Annotated in this window: 12 protein-coding genes; 7 read left to right on the forward strand and 5 right to left on the reverse strand. The window is 72.1% G+C overall.

What is annotated here, in order from left to right:
• Positions 1-25: 25 nt before the first annotated feature.
• Entirely contained in the window at positions 26-562 is a 537-nt protein-coding gene (locus AB0P35_RS13445) for a GNAT family N-acetyltransferase (protein WP_363510140.1), read from the reverse strand.
• A gap of 25 nt (positions 563-587) precedes the next feature.
• Positions 588-1,640, reverse strand: coding sequence for a hypothetical protein (locus AB0P35_RS13450; RefSeq protein ID WP_363510142.1), 1,053 nt, complete (start codon positions 1,638-1,640; stop codon positions 588-590).
• Between the two features lie 158 nt (positions 1,641-1,798).
• Here AB0P35_RS13450 and metH point away from each other — a divergent pair, with 158 nt between their 5' ends.
• The 3 genes from metH to AB0P35_RS13465 all read left to right on the forward strand — a co-directional run bounded on the left by metH (position 1,799) and on the right by AB0P35_RS13465 (position 8,118).
• Positions 1,799-5,335 (forward strand): methionine synthase, encoded by a 3,537-nt coding sequence (gene metH / locus AB0P35_RS13455; protein ID WP_363510144.1) that lies wholly within the window; start codon positions 1,799-1,801, stop codon positions 5,333-5,335.
• Between the two features lie 160 nt (positions 5,336-5,495).
• Positions 5,496-6,197 (forward strand): HAD family phosphatase, encoded by a 702-nt coding sequence (locus tag AB0P35_RS13460; RefSeq protein ID WP_363510146.1) that lies wholly within the window; start codon positions 5,496-5,498, stop codon positions 6,195-6,197.
• A 316-nt stretch (positions 6,198-6,513) separates the two neighbouring features.
• Entirely contained in the window at positions 6,514-8,118 is a 1,605-nt protein-coding gene (locus AB0P35_RS13465; RefSeq protein ID WP_363510148.1) for an ABC transporter substrate-binding protein, read from the forward strand.
• A gap of 93 nt (positions 8,119-8,211) precedes the next feature.
• On the opposite strand, the gene AB0P35_RS13470 is transcribed toward AB0P35_RS13465, so the two are convergent.
• Both AB0P35_RS13470 and AB0P35_RS13475 read right to left on the reverse strand, forming a co-directional pair.
• Positions 8,212-8,883: a response regulator transcription factor gene (locus AB0P35_RS13470; protein WP_363510150.1), complete on the reverse strand. Its 672-nt coding sequence runs from the start codon at positions 8,881-8,883 to the stop codon at positions 8,212-8,214.
• Positions 8,884-9,798 (reverse strand): RecB family exonuclease, encoded by a 915-nt coding sequence (locus AB0P35_RS13475; protein ID WP_363510152.1) that lies wholly within the window; start codon positions 9,796-9,798, stop codon positions 8,884-8,886. It abuts the gene before it with no gap.
• 242 nt (positions 9,799-10,040) lie between these two features.
• Here AB0P35_RS13475 and AB0P35_RS13480 point away from each other — a divergent pair, with 242 nt between their 5' ends.
• The 3 genes from AB0P35_RS13480 to AB0P35_RS13490 all read left to right on the forward strand — a co-directional run bounded on the left by AB0P35_RS13480 (position 10,041) and on the right by AB0P35_RS13490 (position 13,148).
• Complete coding sequence (locus tag AB0P35_RS13480) at positions 10,041-11,240, forward strand: site-2 protease family protein (protein WP_257018938.1); 1,200 nt, start codon at positions 10,041-10,043, stop codon at positions 11,238-11,240.
• A 49-nt stretch (positions 11,241-11,289) separates the two neighbouring features.
• Positions 11,290-12,252: a tRNA (adenine-N1)-methyltransferase gene (locus tag AB0P35_RS13485; RefSeq protein ID WP_363510154.1), complete on the forward strand. Its 963-nt coding sequence runs from the start codon at positions 11,290-11,292 to the stop codon at positions 12,250-12,252.
• 308 nt (positions 12,253-12,560) lie between these two features.
• Positions 12,561-13,148, forward strand: a complete 588-nt coding sequence (locus AB0P35_RS13490) for a hypothetical protein (RefSeq protein ID WP_363510156.1) — start codon at positions 12,561-12,563, stop codon at positions 13,146-13,148.
• 69 nt (positions 13,149-13,217) lie between these two features.
• Here AB0P35_RS13490 and AB0P35_RS13495 read toward each other — a convergent pair whose 3' ends face one another.
• The gene (locus AB0P35_RS13495) at positions 13,218-13,505 is read right to left on the reverse strand and encodes a ferredoxin (protein ID WP_095872060.1); all 288 of its coding nucleotides are present in this window, start codon (positions 13,503-13,505) and stop codon (positions 13,218-13,220) included.
• Between the two features lie 245 nt (positions 13,506-13,750).
• On the opposite strand from AB0P35_RS13495, the gene arc reads away from it, so the two are divergent.
• Positions 13,751-15,517, forward strand: coding sequence for a proteasome ATPase (gene arc, locus AB0P35_RS13500; RefSeq protein WP_363510158.1), 1,767 nt, complete (start codon positions 13,751-13,753; stop codon positions 15,515-15,517).
• The last annotated feature ends 81 nt before the right edge of the window (positions 15,518-15,598 follow it).

The following is a 15,598-nucleotide window of genomic DNA, read 5'->3' on the forward strand; positions in this document are numbered from 1 at the left end:
ATCCCGGACCCTCGGGGGCTGATCGCTACGGCAGGTTGCGGGCGTAGATCCAGTCCAGCCCGTCCTCGCCGATCTCGTCGAGGTGGGCGGCACGGGTCAGGCCCGCCTTCAGGGCGACCCGCTGGGAGGCCGCGTTGTCGGGGCGGATCCGGGCGATCAGCGGCAGCCCGGGCAGCTCCCGGCCGGCCCACGCGACCACCGCCGTCGCGGCCTCGCCGGCCACGCCCCGGCCCCAGCACGCCGGGTCGAAGCGGTAGAAGAGGTTGAGCCCGCGCATGCCGCTCAGCGTCGTCGGCTTCACCCCGCAGAAGCCGAGCGGCTGCTCGTCGCCGTGCCCCCGGACGACCCAGTAGCCGTAGCCGTTGCGCCGCCACCGCTCGTCCCAGCGGCGAAACAGCCACTCGGCCTCGGCCCTGGTGCGCAGCGCGTCGGAGGGGTTGTGCCGGCAGGTCCGCGGGTCGCGGTGGACGGCGAGGATCGCCGCCACGTCCGCGGGCACCGGCCGGCGCAGGACGAGGTGATCTGTCGTCAGTTCCGCTGCGCCCAGGGCCGGTTCGGTCATGGCCGCAGCCTAACCCGGGCCGCCGTCAGCGGCACCAGCCCCGGCGGTAGGCGTTCCAGTGCTCCGGGGTCGCGGTGAAGTCGACGTACAGCGCGAGGCCGAAGGACTGCCGGCCGCTGCGGCCGAGGGCGAGCCGGGCGCCGCGGACGGCCGCCTCGACGGTCTCGGCGGAACCGCGGTGGCCGACGTCGTCCGCCCAGTACGCGGGCAGGCCCATCAGCAGGTCGACCCGGTCCGGGGTGGCCGCCAGGGCCAGCTCGGTCTGCCGGGCGACGTACCCGCCGTACAGCGACTCCAGCGGCATGCCGGTGTCGTAGCTCATCACCGCGATCTGGTCGACCCGGCGGGCGACCTCGGCGAAGTACTCCTTCGACCACCACTTGCCGTGGTCGGCGACGGCCAGCCCCACCCGGTGGAGCCCCGGCAGCGGGTCGATCTGCGGGGCGGCGACCGAGAGCGGCACCCCGGAGGACACGGTGAGCGGGTGGATCTGGTCGAGCAGCGCGAGGAAGCCCTCCGACCCGGAGCGCACCGGCTCCAGGTCGAAGTGCACGCCCTCGAAGCCGAGCGCCAGGGTCTGCACGACGGCGACGGTGATCCTGGTCCTCACCTCGGGCCGGTCCAGGTGCAGCCCGTCCTTCTCCGGGGCGACCACGTCGCCGAGCCAGGCCTGCACCCGCAGGCCGGGCAGCCGCCGGTGCACGCCGTCCAGGAACCAGGAGGCCCCCGGCGCGAGGGAGGCGTCGAGCGAGCCGTCGTGCGCCAGCGGGCCGGTGTGCACGTACAGGTCGCGGATGCCGGTGCCGGCGAGTCGGGCGGCGAGCAGGGTGAGGTCGGCGTCGGTGCGCCGCCCGTCGACCCAGGCGTGGCCGAGCCAGAGGGCGTCGCGGCCCCGGGTGTGTGCCTCGGCGGGCGGTTCGCCCACGTACTGGAGGCGCAGTGCGGCGGCGGCCCCGCCCACCGGAAGGAGCAGCAGGCCGAGGACAGTCAGCAGCGCGGTGACGAGCCTGCGCAGGCGGGGTCGGCCGCGCCACCGGGCCCGTACCCGCGCCGCCCCTGCGGCGATCCTCAGTGGCACCCCGTTCTCCTCCCGAACCGTCCGTTCAGGTGGTGAGGACGCCCAGGATGCGGAACGGGTTCCGTGGCCGGGCAGGTGTCCGGATACCCTGACGGCGTGCATCCCCGAATACGGAGGGGACGCATAGCCGACAGCCGTCGCACCCAGGGAGTCGCCCCATGGCCACCGTCGTCCCCTCGTCCGCCGCAGCCGCCGCCCACCAGGAGCGCGCGAACGCCCTTCGTGAAGCCCTCGCCACCCGCGTCGTGGTGGCGGACGGCGCGATGGGCACGATGCTGCAGGCGCAGGACCCGACCCTGGAGGACTTCCAGCAGCTGGAGGGCTGCAACGAGATCCTCAACGTCACCCGCCCGGACATCGTGCGCTCGGTGCACGAGGCGTACTTCGCCGTCGGCGTGGACTGCGTGGAGACCAACACCTTCGGCGCCAACCACGCCGCGCTCGGCGAGTACGACATCGCCGACCGGATCGTCGAGCTGTCCGAGGCCGGGGCGAGGATCGCCCGCGAGAGCGCCGACGAGTTCACCGCCCGCGACGGCCGTGTCCGCTGGGTGCTCGGCTCGATCGGCCCCGGCACCAAGCTGCCGACCCTGGGCCACACCACCTTCGCGGTGGTCCGCGAGGGCTTCCGGCTCAATGCGGCCGGCCTGATCGCGGGCGGCGCGGACGCCCTGCTGATCGAGACCAGCCAGGACCTGCTGCAGACCAAGGCCTCCGTGCTGGGCGTCAAGCAGGCCCTCGCCGAGGCCGGGCTCGACCTGCCGGTGCTCGCCCAGGTGACCGTGGAGACCACCGGCACCATGCTGCTCGGCTCCGAGATCGGCGCGGCGCTGACCGCCCTGGAGCCGCTGGGCATCGACTACATCGGCATGAACTGTGCCACCGGCCCCGCCGAGATGAGCGAGCACCTGCGCTACCTGGCGAAGAACGCCAAGGTCGGCCTCTCCTGCATGCCCAACGCCGGCCTGCCCGTCCTCGGCAAGGACGGCGCGCACTACCCGCTGAGCCCCGAGGAGCTGGCGGACGCGCACGAGACCTTCGTCCGCGAGTACGGCCTGTCGCTGGTCGGCGGCTGCTGCGGCACCACCCCCGAACACCTGCGGCACGTGGTCGAGCGCGTCCAGGGCCGCCCGGTGGCCGCCCGCGACCCGCGGCCCGAGGCGGCCGCCGCCTCGCTCTACCAGTCGGTGCCCTTCCGTCAGGACCTCTCCTACCTGGCGATCGGCGAGCGCACCAACGCCAACGGCTCCAAGAAGTTCCGCGAGGCGATGCTGGCCGAGGACTGGCAGGCCTGTGTGGAGATCGCCCGCGACCAGATCCGGGACGGCTCGCACCTGCTCGACCTGTGCGTCGACTACGTCGGCCGGGACGGCGTCGCCGACATGCGCGAGATCGCGACCCGGCTGGCGACCGCCTCCACGCTGCCCCTGGTGCTGGACTCCACCGAGCCCGAGGTGCTGCGGGCCGGCCTGGAGGCGCTCGGCGGCCGCGCGGTGCTCAACTCGGTCAACTACGAGGACGGCGACGGCCCGGACACCCGCTTCGGGAAGATCGCCTCGCTGGCCCGGGAGCACGGCGCCGGCCTCATCGCGCTGACCATCGACGAGCAGGGCCAGGCCCGCACCGCCGAGACGAAGGTCGCCATCGCCGAGCGCCTCATCACGCAGCTCACCACCGAGTACGGCATCGACGAGGGCTCGATCCTGGTCGACTGCCTGGCGTTCACCCTGGGCACCGGCCAGGAGGAGTCCCGCCGGGACGGCATCGAGACCATCGAGGCGATCCGCGAGCTGAAGCGGCGTCACCCGGACGTCCAGACCACGCTCGGCCTCTCCAACATCTCCTTCGGCCTCAGCCCGGCCGCCCGCGTCGTCATCAACTCGGTCTTCCTGCACGAGTGCGTCGAGGCCGGCCTGGACTCGGCCATCGTGCACGCCTCCAAGATCCTCCCGATCGCGCGCATCCCGGAGGAGCAGCGCGAGGTCGCGCTCGACCTCGTCTACGACCGCCGCCGCGAGGCGGTCGGCGACGAGCCCGCCTACGACCCGCTGCAGAAGCTCCTGCAGCTCTTCGAGGGCGTCTCGATGGCCTCCACGGCCGCCTCGAAGGCGGAGGAGCTGGCGGCCCTCCCGCTCGACGAGCGCCTGCAGCGCCGGATCATCGACGGCGAGCGCAACGGGCTGGAGGCCGACCTCGACGAGGCCCTGGCCGGGCGCCCCGCGCTGGAGATCGTCAACAGCACGCTGCTGGCCGGCATGAAGGTGGTCGGCGAGCTGTTCGGCTCGGGCCAGATGCAGCTGCCGTTCGTGCTGCAGTCCGCCGAGGTGATGAAGACCGCGGTGGCGCACCTGGAGCCGCACATGGAGAAGTCCGACGACGAGGGCAAGGGCACGATCGTGCTCGCCACCGTCAAGGGCGACGTCCACGACATCGGCAAGAACCTCGTCGACATCATCCTGTCGAACAACGGCTACACCGTCGTCAACCTCGGCATCAAGCAGCCGGTCTCGGCGATCCTCGACGCCGCGCAGGAGCACAGGGCCGATGTCATCGGCATGTCGGGCCTGCTGGTCAAGTCCACGGTGATCATGAAGGAGAACCTGGAGGAGCTGAACCAGCGCGGCCTGGCCGCCGACTTCCCGGTGATCCTCGGCGGCGCCGCCCTCACCCGCGCCTACGTCGAGCAGGACCTGCACGAGGTCTACCAGGGCGAGGTCCGCTACGCCCGGGACGCCTTCGAGGGCCTCCGGCTGATGGACGCCCTGGTCGCCGTGAAGCGCGGCGTGCCCGGCGCGGCCCTGCCGGAGCTGCGCCAGCGCCGCCACGCGAAGGTCCAGGTCGAGGAGCCGGAGGAGGTCAACCTCGGCCAGGTCCGCTCCGACGTGATCGTCGACAACCGGGTGCCCGCGCCGCCGTTCTGGGGCGACCGGATCGTCAAGGGCATCCCGTTCGCCGACTACGCCTCCTGGCTCGACGAGGACGCGCTCTTCAAGGGCCAGTGGGGCCTGAAGGCCTCCCGCACCGGCGACGGCCCCTCCTACGAGGAGCTGGTGGAGACCGAGGGCCGGCCGCGGCTGCGGATGTGGCTGGACCGGCTGCAGACCGAGGGCTGGCTGGAGCCCGCCGTGATCTACGGCTACTTCCCGGCCAACTCCAAGGGCGACGACCTGATCGTCTACAACGAGGACGGCTCCGAGCGGACCCGGTTCACCTTCCCCCGCCAGCGCCGCGGCCGCCGGCTCTGCCTCGCCGACTTCTTCCGCCCGGAGGACTCCGGCGAGCGCGACGTGGTGGCGCTGCAGGTCGTCACCATGGGCAACCGGGTCTCCGAGGCCGCGAACGAGCTCTTCGCGGCCAACGCCTACCGCGACTACCTGGAGCTGCACGGCCTGTCCGTGCAGCTGGCCGAGGCGCTCGCCGAGTTCTGGCACGCCCGGGTCCGCTACGAGCTCGGCTTCGGCGACGAGGACCCGCAGGACGTCCGCGACATGTTCGCTCTGAAGTACCGCGGCGCCCGCTTCTCGCTGGGCTACGGCGCCTGCCCGGAGCTGGAGGACCGCGCCAAGATCGCCGAGCTGCTGAAGCCCGAGCGGATCGGCGTGGTGCTCTCCGAGGAGTTCCAGCTGCACCCCGAGCAGTCCACCGACGCCATCGTCATCCACCACCCCGAGGCGAAGTACTTCAACGCCAGGTAACCCGTCCGCTGCGCTCCGTTCGGCACATTTCCGGTCGGCGGGCGTATCCTGAATGATCCTGAACGGGCCGGTCCGCTCACCAGCGGGCCGGCCTGTGCCATCCCCGGCTCCGTCCGGCCACCCGTGCGGACGGGACCCCACCCGGCGAAGGGACCTTGCCATGACGACCATCTCGACCCTCACCGAGAGCCTCGGCGGCAGCGGCGGCGGACTCCAGGCCGTGCTGCTCGACATGGACGGCACGCTCGTCGATACCGAGGACTTCTGGTGGCAGGCCGAGGCGTCGCTCTTCGCCGAGTTCGGGCACGCCCTCGACGAGGCCGACCGCGCCCACGTCGTCGGCGGCCCGATGACCCGGGTGATCGACTACCTGCTCGCCCGGACCTCCGTGCCGCTCAGCCCGGCCGAGCTGACCGTGCTCATCAACCAGCGCTTCGTCGACCTGCTGGCCGGCGGCGTGCCGCTGATGCCCGGCGCCGAGCGGCTGCTCAACACCCTGGCCGCGCACGGCATCCCGGCCGCCCTGGTGTCCGCCTCGCACCGGCACGTCATCGACATCGTGCTGCGCAGCCTCGGCGCCCACCACTTCGCCTTCACGGTGGCCGGCGACGAGGTGCCGCGGACCAAGCCGCACCCCGAGCCGTACCTCGCGGCCGCCGCCCGGCTCGGCGCCGACCCGGCCCGCTGCGTGGTCATCGAGGACGCGCCCACCGGCGTCCGGGCCGCCGAGGCGGCCGGCTGCCCGGTCATCGCGGTGCCCTCCGTCGCCGCCATCGAGCCCGCCCCCGGGCGCACCGTGCTCGGCTCGCTGGAAGAGGTCGACCTGGAGCTGCTGCACGCGCTCACCGCCGCCCGGGTGTGAGATCGATCTCATTCTCCGGAAGGGTCGCTCTCTGCCTGCGGCGCCCCGGCGACGGTCCGTACAGGACCTGACGGAGAAAACGGACATTGCGCGACAGAACGCCGGACAGCGGGATCCGGTGGACGTCCCGCCCGTCCACGTCCACGCACACGTGCGACGGCGGTACGTGGTCGATATGGCACGCTACTTCCGGTCAATCCCCGAAAAGGGGACAACGGACCGTCATCGACCACGCCCCCCACCCCGGGCACGGCCGTGGCGGAACCTACCGGCGCCTCCCCACAGCCCGGCCGCACGGAGAAGGAATCCATCCCGCATGTCTTCAGCCCACCGCCTGGCCGTGCTCGGCTGCGCCGTCATGGTCGCGTCCTCGGCCGCCGGCTGCGCCTCCGCGACCAAGGCCGTCACCGGCAAGGACTCGCCGTCCACGATCACCATGGGCACCACCAACGTGACCAGCGTGCTCGACCCGGCCGGTGCCTACGACGCCGGTTCCTGGCTGGTGCTGAACAACACCTTCCAGTCGCTGCTGAGCTTCCCGCCCGGCGCGACCGTGCCGCAGCCGGAGGCCGCGCAGTCCTGCGGCTTCACCGGCGGTGACGCCAAGACCTACGAGTGCACCCTGCGCAGCGGCCTGAAGTTCTCCAACGGCCACGCGATGACCAGCGAGGACGTCGTCTTCTCGGTCCAGCGGATGCTGAAGATCAACGACCCCAGCGGCCCCGCCTCGCTGCTCTCCACCATCAAGTCGGTCGAGGCCAAGGGCCAGAACAAGGTGGTCTTCCACCTCACGGCCCCGGACGCGGTCCTCCCGGCGAAGCTCGCCTCGGCGGCCGGCTCGATCGTCGACCACCAGGTCTTCCCGGCCGACGGCCTGCTCGCCAACGACAAGCTGGTCGGCTCCGGCCCCTACAAGATCGACTCGATCGCCCCGCTCGAGGGCGGCGAGAACCCCGGCAAGATCAGCCTCTCCGCCAACAGCGAGTACCAGGGCGACAACAAGCCGACCACCGGCAAGTTCGCCCTCCGCTACTTCAACTCGCCGGACGAGCTGAAGACCGCCCTGGAGAACGGCGACGTCGACCTCGCCGACAACAGCCTGGAGCCCGCCGCCGGCGCCAAGATCAAGAGCGACCAGATGGCCGGCAAGGGCGACCTCAAGGTCGCCGAGGGCGAGAGCGCCGAGACCCGCTACCTCGTCCTCAACACCAAGGACGCCGTCACCGGCAACCCGGCCGTCCGCCAGGCGATCGCCCAGCTGATCGACCGCAAGGCGCTCTCCCGCACGGTGTACGCCAACACCGTCCAGCCGCTGTACTCGCTGGTGCCGGCCGGCATCACCGGCCACAACACCTCCTTCGCCGACCGCTACGGCGACCCGAGCGTCGACAAGGCGAAGAAGATCCTCTCCGCCGCGAAGGTCTCCACCCCGGTCAAGATCACCCTCACCTGGTCGCGCGCCCGGGCCGGCGCCGCCGAGATGGAGCAGATCAAGAAGGACCTGGAGAACGGCGGTGTCTTCCAGGTCGACATCAAGCAGGAGTCCGACTGGAAGCAGTACCAGGCGGGCTGGAAGGCCGGCAGCTACCAGGCCTACACCGTCGGCTGGACCCCGGACTACGCCGACCCGGACAACTTCGTCAGCCCGATCGTGGTCGACGGCGGCGCCTTCCACAACGGCTGGGACGACCCGCGGATCAGCGGCAAGCTGGTGCCCGCCAGCATCAAGCTGACCGACCGCTCCGCCGACGGCGCCTACGGCCAGATCCAGAACATCGTCGCCGAGGGCGCCCCGGTGATCCCGCTGTTCCAGGCCAAGTCCTTCTACGCCTCGCGCAACGACATCACCGGCGTCGACGGCACCGTCGACACCACCGGCGTGTTCCGCTTCTGGGAGATCGGCCGCAACGGCACCAAGTGACCGGTCACGGCGACGGCCCGCCCCCTCCGCAGCGGAAGGGGCGGGCCGTCGCCGTGCCTGAACCGGCCTGAACCGGCCTGAACCGGCCCCGGCTCACATCGAGCCGGGGCGCACCAGGCCCGACTCGTAGGCGTACACCGCGGCCTGCACCCGGTCCCGCAGCTGCAGCTTCGTCAGCACATGGCCGACGTGCGTCTTCACCGTCGTCTCGCTGACGAACAGCTCCCCGGCGATCTCCGCGTTCGACAGGCCGCGGGCCACCAGCCGGAGCACCTCGACCTCGCGCTCGGTCAGCGCACCCAGCGCCTGCGGCGGCGCCTCCTCCCCCGAGGGCAGCTTGGTGGCGTACATGTCCAGCAGCCGACGGGTCACCGACGGGGCCAGCATCGCCGCGCCGTCCGCGACCACCCGGATCGCCTGCACCAGTTCCTCGGCCGGCACGTCCTTCAGCAGGAAACCGCTGGCCCCCGCCCGCAGCGCCTCCACCACGTACTCGTCCAGGTCGAAGGTGGTCAGCACCAGCACCTTCGCCGGGCCGTCCCGCCCCGGGCCGGAGATCCGGCGGGTCGCCTCCACCCCGTCCATCCGCGGCATCCGGATGTCCATCAGCACCACGTCCGGCTGCAGCGCCCGGACCTGTTCCAGCGCCTGCTGGCCGTCCCCGGCCTCCCCGACCACCACCAGGTCGGACTCGGCCTCCAGGATCATCCGGAAACCGGTGCGAAGCAGCGGCTGGTCGTCGACCAGCAGCACTCGGATCGTCACCTACGACTCCTTGCTCACCATGAGATCCCCCGTGGGATCGTCGTCGGTCGTTCTCTGCACCGGCACCGGCACCGGCACGGGCAGCGGGTACGGCGGGGGAGTGCCCCCGAACTCCGGACAGCGGGCCTGGTGGTCGCACCAGTCGCACAGCCGGTTGCGCTTCGCCGGGAACTCGCCCGTCGTCACCGCCCGCGAGATCGTCTCCCAGAGCGCCCGCAGCTTGCGCTCCACGGACAACAGGTCCGCCTCGTCCGGGTCGTACGTCACCACGTCCCCGCCGCCGCCCAGGTACACCAGCTGCAGCCGGCGCGGCACGACGCCCTTCCAGCGCCACACCACCAGGGCGTAGAACTTCATCTGGAACATCGCCTTGCCCTCGAAGTCCCGCGAGGGCGCCCGCCCGGTCTTGTAGTCCACCAGCCGGACCTCGCCGGTCGGCGCGACGTCCACCCGGTCGATGTAGCCGCGGAGCAGCACACCCGGCTCCAGCGGCGTCTCCACGTACAGCTCGCGCTCCACCGGGTGCAGCCGGGTCGGGTCCTCCAGCCGGAACCAGCGGTCCACCAGCTTCTCCGCGTCCGCCAGCCAGCCGGCCAGCGCGGAGCCGTCCTCGTCGCCCGGGAACAGCTGCGCCAGCTCCGGCCGCTCGCCCAGCATCCGCTCCCACTGCGGGCGCAGCAGCGAACGGGCCAGCTCCGCCGTCCGCTCGCCCGCCGGGTGGTCGAACAGCCGCTCCAGCACGGCGTGCACCACCGTGCCCCGGGTGGCGGCCGCGCTCGGCGGCTCCGGCAGCCGGTCGATCACCCGCAGCCGGTACAGCAGCGGGCAGGTCATGAAGTCGCCGGCGCGCGAGGGCGACAGGCCCGTCGGTGCGGCGGCCGGCCGGGCCGGCGGCTCGGTGTCCGTCTGGTGCATGCCCCCGACCCTATTGCCCTTCGCTCACATCCCGCTGCCGCCCGGCTGACACCGGCACCGCTGGACGCACCCCATCCGGGGTATCACGGAGGTGCGGGCCGCACCCGGCCGGCAGTGCGGGCGCGGCGCGAGGGGCGCGCGCGGCAACCGGACGGAGATCACGTAGCGTGGGCGCGACGGTGCGGGCCGGCACGGCCGTGCCCTCCCGGAACGGCAGGGACGACGAGAGCGAAGGGGACGCGGTGAGCGACACCAGGGGGCAGCGGACCTCCGACCAGCCGTCGGCGGACGGGCCCGAACGCCCGGAGCCGCGCGGCGGCATCCTGGTGGGCCGACCCTTCGGCGTCCCCGTGTACGTCACGCCCTCCTGGTTCGTCATCGCCGCCCTGATCACCTGGATTTTCGGCGGACGCCTCACCGACGTGCTGCCCGACCTCGGCGTCACCCGCTACCTCGTCTCCTTCTCCTTCGCGGTCGCCTTCTACGCCTCCGTCCTGGTGCACGAGCTCGCCCACACCGTGGTCGCGCTCCGCTACAAGCTGTCCGTGCGCCGCATCCAGCTGCAGTTCTTCGGCGGCGTCTCCGAGATCGAGAAGGAGGCCGAGACACCCGCCCGCGAGTTCTGGCTGGCCTTCGTCGGCCCGCTGCTCTCGCTCGTCCTCGGCGGCCTCTTCTACCTCGCCCTCACCGGCGTCGAGACCGACACCGTGCCGGGCGTGCTGCTCGCCGGCCTCATGGTCAGCAACCTCGTCGTCGCCGCCTTCAACCTGCTGCCCGGCCTCCCGCTGGACGGCGGGCGGATGCTGCGCGCGGTCGTCTGGGGCATCACCGGCCGCCCGATGGCCGGCACCGTCGCCGCCGCCTGGGTCGGCCGCGGCCTCGCCCTGCTCGTGCTCTTCGGCCTGCCGCTGTTCAGCGCCGCCCGCGACCCGCAGCAGAGCACCGCGGACAGCCTGATCGACGGGGTGCTCGCCGCGATCCTCGCCGTGATCATCTGGAACGGGGCGAGCGGCGCCGTCCGCAACGCCCGGCTCCGCGAGGCACTGCCCCGGCTCGCCCTGCGCGACCTCGCCCGCCGCTTCGTCGAGGTCCCCGCCGACACCCCGCTCGGCGAGGCGCTGCGCCGGGCCCGCGAGGCCCAGGCCGGCGCGATCGTCGTGGTCGACGGTCGCGGCGGGCCCACCGCCCTGGTCACCGAGGCCGCCGTCGCCAAGGTGCCCGAGCACCGCCGTCCCTGGATCGCCGTCGGCGCCCTCGCCCGCGACCTCGAACCGGCCCTCCGCCTCGACGTCGACCTCACCGGCGAGCAACTCCTCACCGCGCTGCGCCGCGCCCCCGCCACCGAGTACCTGATCGTCCGCCCCGACGGCAGCGCGTACGGCGTGCTGGCCCTCGCCGACCTCGAACGCCGACTCGCCCGCGAGGTCGGCGGCCGCGTCTAGCGGTACCGGCTGGTCGGGGGAGGTCCGGCGTTCCCTTAGGATTGTCGGCATGTCCGAACCGACCGGTGCCACCCGCCGACGCGGGCCCTTCCAGGTCGGGGACCAGGTCCAGCTGACCGACCCCAAGGGCCGCCACTACACGTTCACGCTCCAGGCCGGGAACCAGTTCCACACCCACAAGGGTGCGTTCCCGCACGACGAGCTGATCGGCGCCCCCGAGGGCACGGTCGTACGCACGACGGGCAACGTCCCGTACCTCGCGCTGCGCCCCCTGCTCCCCGACTACGTCCTGTCCATGCCCCGCGGCGCGGCGGTGATCTACCCCAAGGACGCGGGTCAGATCCTGGCGATGGCCGACATCTTCGCGGGTGCCCGCGTGGTCGAGGCCGGCGTCGGCTCCGGCGCGCTCTCCACCTACCTGCTGCGCGCCGTCGGCGACACCGGCCTGCTCGCCTCCTACGAGCGCCGCGAGGACTTCGCCGAGATCGCCAAGGGCAACGTCGAGCGGTACTTCGGCGGCCCGCACCCGGCGTGGAAGCTGACCGTCGGCGACCTCCAGGACAACCTGGTCGAGACCGACGTCGACCGCGTCATCCTGGACATGCTCGCCCCCTGGGAGTGCCTGGACGTCGCCTCCAAGGCGCTCGTTCCCGGCGGCCTCATCTGCTGCTACGTGGCCACCACCACGCAGATGTCGAAGACCGTCGAGGCGCTGCGCGAGCACGGCACCTTCACCGAGCCGCAGGCCTGGGAGACCATGGTCCGCACCTGGCACCTCGAGGGCCTGGCCGTCCGCCCGGACCACCGGATGATCGGCCACACCGGCTTCCTGCTCACCGCCCGGCGCCTCGCCGACGGCGTCGAGCCGCCGCTGCGCCGCCGCCGTCCGGCCAAGGGCGCCTACGGCGAGGACTACGACAACGGCACCACCGAGCCCTCGCTCGTCGAGCGGGCCGCCGCCCGCCGGGCGGCCCGCGAGTCGGCCGCGACCGAGGGTGTCGACCTGCCCTGACACCGTGCCCACCACCCGCCGAGGGGCGGCGCGCCGGAGGAGATCCTCCGGCGCGCCGCCCCTCGCGGCATTCCCCTGGCGGCCCGCCCGACCGGTCGTCCGCCCGGTGTCCCGCGGCGGCCGATCATGTGGCAGGATGCTCGCTCACGACACCCCTGCTCCGCGCCCTCCGGGACGCACGACCGGGGGAGAGGTCCGTCCGGCGGGCACGGCGAGGTGGGGGGAGTCCCCTCGCGGGGTCCGCGGGCACCCGGGCCCGGGGGAGCCCTGACACCGAGCACCAGCAGCGGCCGAGGCGGAGCAGACCCATGACCACGACCGGTACGACCACCGGCGGACCGAAGACTCCCGGGCACGCGCGCAGCGGCCTCAAGCACTGGGCGCTGGTCGCCGCGGGCTGCGGCGCGGTGGTCGCCGGGGCGCTCGCGGCCGATCCGGCACAGGGCACGCCCACTCCCGCCCGGCCCACGGCCGAGCCGGTGCCGGCCGCTGCGGCGCCCGATCCCGGGAAGGCCGAACTTCCCCTTGACTGCGGGCCTTTCGACGTGACGGTGGCACTGCGGGCCAGCGCCGATCTGGACGGCGTGCCCAGTACCGTGGTGGCCGCGCACTGCGCCGCCGGCAACGGCACCCCGCCGGACGGCGTGTACCTGCTCACCAACGGTCCGGACGGCCGCCCGCAGGTCGCCGAGACGCTGCTCGACCCGATCAAGGACGGCCTGACCGTCACCGCGCTGACCGTCCGCAGCGACGGCGAGATCCGCGGCCACGCCCAGGGCTGGTCCTCGGACGACGTGCCGCGCTGCTGCCCGGACCGGGCGGTCGACCTCAGCTGGACACGGCAGGGCGAGCGCTGGGTGCGGGCACAGAGTGCCGCGCCCGCGGGCCAGGTGTGACCGGCACCCGCCGGGTCTGACGGAGTGTCCCCGCGGCACCGGGCTGAGCAGGGCTCAGCCCGGCCGCGCTCACTCGGCGTCGGGGCCGTACACCTCGACCCGGTCGCGGGACCGGCGGACGTGGATGCAGTCACCGGGGCAGTCCCGGGCGGAGTCGACGACGTCCTGAAGCAGGGTCAGCGGAACGGGCACCGTCTCACCGGGCTGCTGGCGCAGCTCGTCGTCCTCGCCCTTCACATAGGCGAGGCCGTCGATGTCCAGCTCGAAGACCTCCGGCGCGTACTGCGCGCAGATCCCGTCGCCCGTGCACAGATCCTGGTCGATCCAGACTTCGAGCTCTTCGCCGGTCGCCGACATGTCCCCTGCCGTTTCTGTCCTGGAACGCCCCGCTTCGCGCGGCATTTCCCCTCTCACTCCAGAGCCGACCTTACCCCCGCCCTGCTTTGAACCGTTGAGCGGCTGGGCACATCCACTACCAGAGGGGAAGCACGCAAGGGCGAAGATCGGACACGCCCGATCCATCTTTCTGATCTAGGGGTTTACAGACCCCTGGCTGCAGGTAGGTTTGGGTCGTCCAGCTCCCCCAGGAGGAGGTGAGGACCGTGGCAGCCCACGATGACGACTACAACCGCAGCGCCGGCCGGCCCGCTCGTGGTTCCGACGAGGCCGCGCAGGTCTCGTACCTCGAGCAGGAGATCGCCGTCCTGCGCCGCAAGCTCGCCGACTCGCCGCGCAACTCGAGAATCCTCGAGGAGCGCATCGTCGAGCTCCAGACCAACCTGGCCGGTGTCACCGCCCAGAACGAGCGGCTTGCAGCCACTCTCCGCGAGGCCCGCGACCAGATCGTGGCCCTCAAGGAGGAGGTCGACCGTCTCGCCCAGCCGCCGGCCGGGTTCGGCACCTTCCTCGAGGCCAACGAGGACGGCACCGTCGACATCTTCACGGGCGGCCGCAAGCTGCGGGTCAACGTGAGCCCGAGCATCGACGCCGAGGAGCTGCGCCGCGGCCAGGAGGTCATGCTCAACGAGGCCCTGAACGTCGTGGACGCGATGGCCTTCGAGAGCATCGGCGACATCGTCACCCTCAAGGAGGTCCTCGAGGACGGCGAGCGCGCCCTGGTGATCGGCCACACCGACGAGGAGCGGGTGGTCCGGCTCGCCGAGCCGCTGCGTGACCTCACCCTGCGCTCCGGCGACGCCCTGCTGCTGGAGCCCCGTTCCGGCTACGTCTACGAGGTGGTCCCGAAGTCCGAGGTCGAGGAGCTGGTCCTCGAGGAGGTCCCGGACATCGACTACCGGCAGATCGGCGGTCTGGGCACCCAGATCGAGCAGATCCGCGACGCGGTCGAGCTGCCCTACCTGCACGCCGACCTCTTCAAGGAGTACGAGCTGCGGCCGCCGAAGGGCGTGCTGCTCTACGGCCCGCCCGGCTGCGGCAAGACGCTGATCGCCAAGGCGGTCGCGAACTCGCTGGCCAAGAAGGTCGCCGAGGTCACCGGCCGACCCCAGGGCAAGAGCTACTTCCTTAACATCAAGGGCCCCGAGCTGCTCAACAAGTACGTGGGCGAGACCGAGCGGCAGATCCGCCTGGTCTTCCAGCGTGCCCGCGAGAAGGCGAGCGAGGGCACGCCCGTCATCGTCTTCTTCGACGAGATGGAGTCGCTGTTCCGCACCCGCGGCTCCGGGGTCAGCTCGGACGTGGAGAACACCATCGTCCCGCAGCTGCTGGCCGAGATCGACGGTGTGGAGGGCCTGGAGAACGTCATCGTCATCGGCGCCTCCAACCGCGAGGACATGATCGACCCGGCGATCCTGCGGCCGGGCCGCCTGGACGTCAAGATCAAGATCGAGCGGCCGGACGCCGAGGCGGCGAAGGACATCTTCTCCAAGTACCTCAAGGACTCCCTGCCGTTCCACCCGGACGACCTCAAGGAGCACGACGGTTCGCTGCCGGCCACCGTCGCCGCCATGATCCAGTCCGTGGTCGAGCGGATGTACTCGGAGACCGAGGAGAACCGCTTCCTCGAGGTCACCTACGCCAACGGCGACAAGGAAGTCCTGTACTTCAAGGACTTCAACTCCGGCGCCATGATCCAGAACATCGTCGACCGCGCCAAGAAGATGGCCATCAAGGACTTCCTCGACCACGGCCAGCGCGGCCTGCGCGTCTCCCACCTGCTCGCCGCCTGCGTGGACGAGTTCAAGGAGAACGAGGACCTGCCCAACACCACCAACCCGGACGACTGGGCCCGGATCTCCGGCAAGAAGGGCGAGCGGATCGTCTTCATCCGCACCCTCGTCACCGGCAAGCAGGGCGCCGAGTCCGGCCGGTCCATCGACACTGTCGCCAACACCGGGCAGTACCTGTAAGCACCGCGAACCCTCCGTCCGGCTGCGGTGCCCACCCGCCCCGCAGCCGGACGGCGCGTCTGCACAGGACCACTACGGGCA

It is taken from the genome of Kitasatospora sp. NPDC085879, assembly GCF_040686255.1.
In the GTDB taxonomy this organism is placed as follows: domain Bacteria; phylum Actinomycetota; class Actinomycetes; order Streptomycetales; family Streptomycetaceae; genus Kitasatospora.

Coding starts and splice junctions, on each gene's coding strand:
- AB0P35_RS13490 (WP_363510156.1), top strand. CDS start 12,561: ATGACCACGACCGGTACGACCACCGGCGGACCGAAGACTCCCGGGCAC.
- AB0P35_RS13495 (WP_095872060.1), bottom strand. CDS start 13,505: ATGTCGGCGACCGGCGAAGAGCTCGAAGTCTGGATCGACCAGGATCTG.
- AB0P35_RS13465 (WP_363510148.1), top strand. CDS start 6,514: ATGTCTTCAGCCCACCGCCTGGCCGTGCTCGGCTGCGCCGTCATGGTC.
- AB0P35_RS13485 (WP_363510154.1), top strand. CDS start 11,290: ATGTCCGAACCGACCGGTGCCACCCGCCGACGCGGGCCCTTCCAGGTC.
- AB0P35_RS13445 (WP_363510140.1), bottom strand. CDS start 562: ATGACCGAACCGGCCCTGGGCGCAGCGGAACTGACGACAGATCACCTC.
- AB0P35_RS13475 (WP_363510152.1), bottom strand. CDS start 9,798: ATGCACCAGACGGACACCGAGCCGCCGGCCCGGCCGGCCGCCGCACCG.
- metH (WP_363510144.1), top strand. CDS start 1,799: ATGGCCACCGTCGTCCCCTCGTCCGCCGCAGCCGCCGCCCACCAGGAG.
- AB0P35_RS13460 (WP_363510146.1), top strand. CDS start 5,496: ATGACGACCATCTCGACCCTCACCGAGAGCCTCGGCGGCAGCGGCGGC.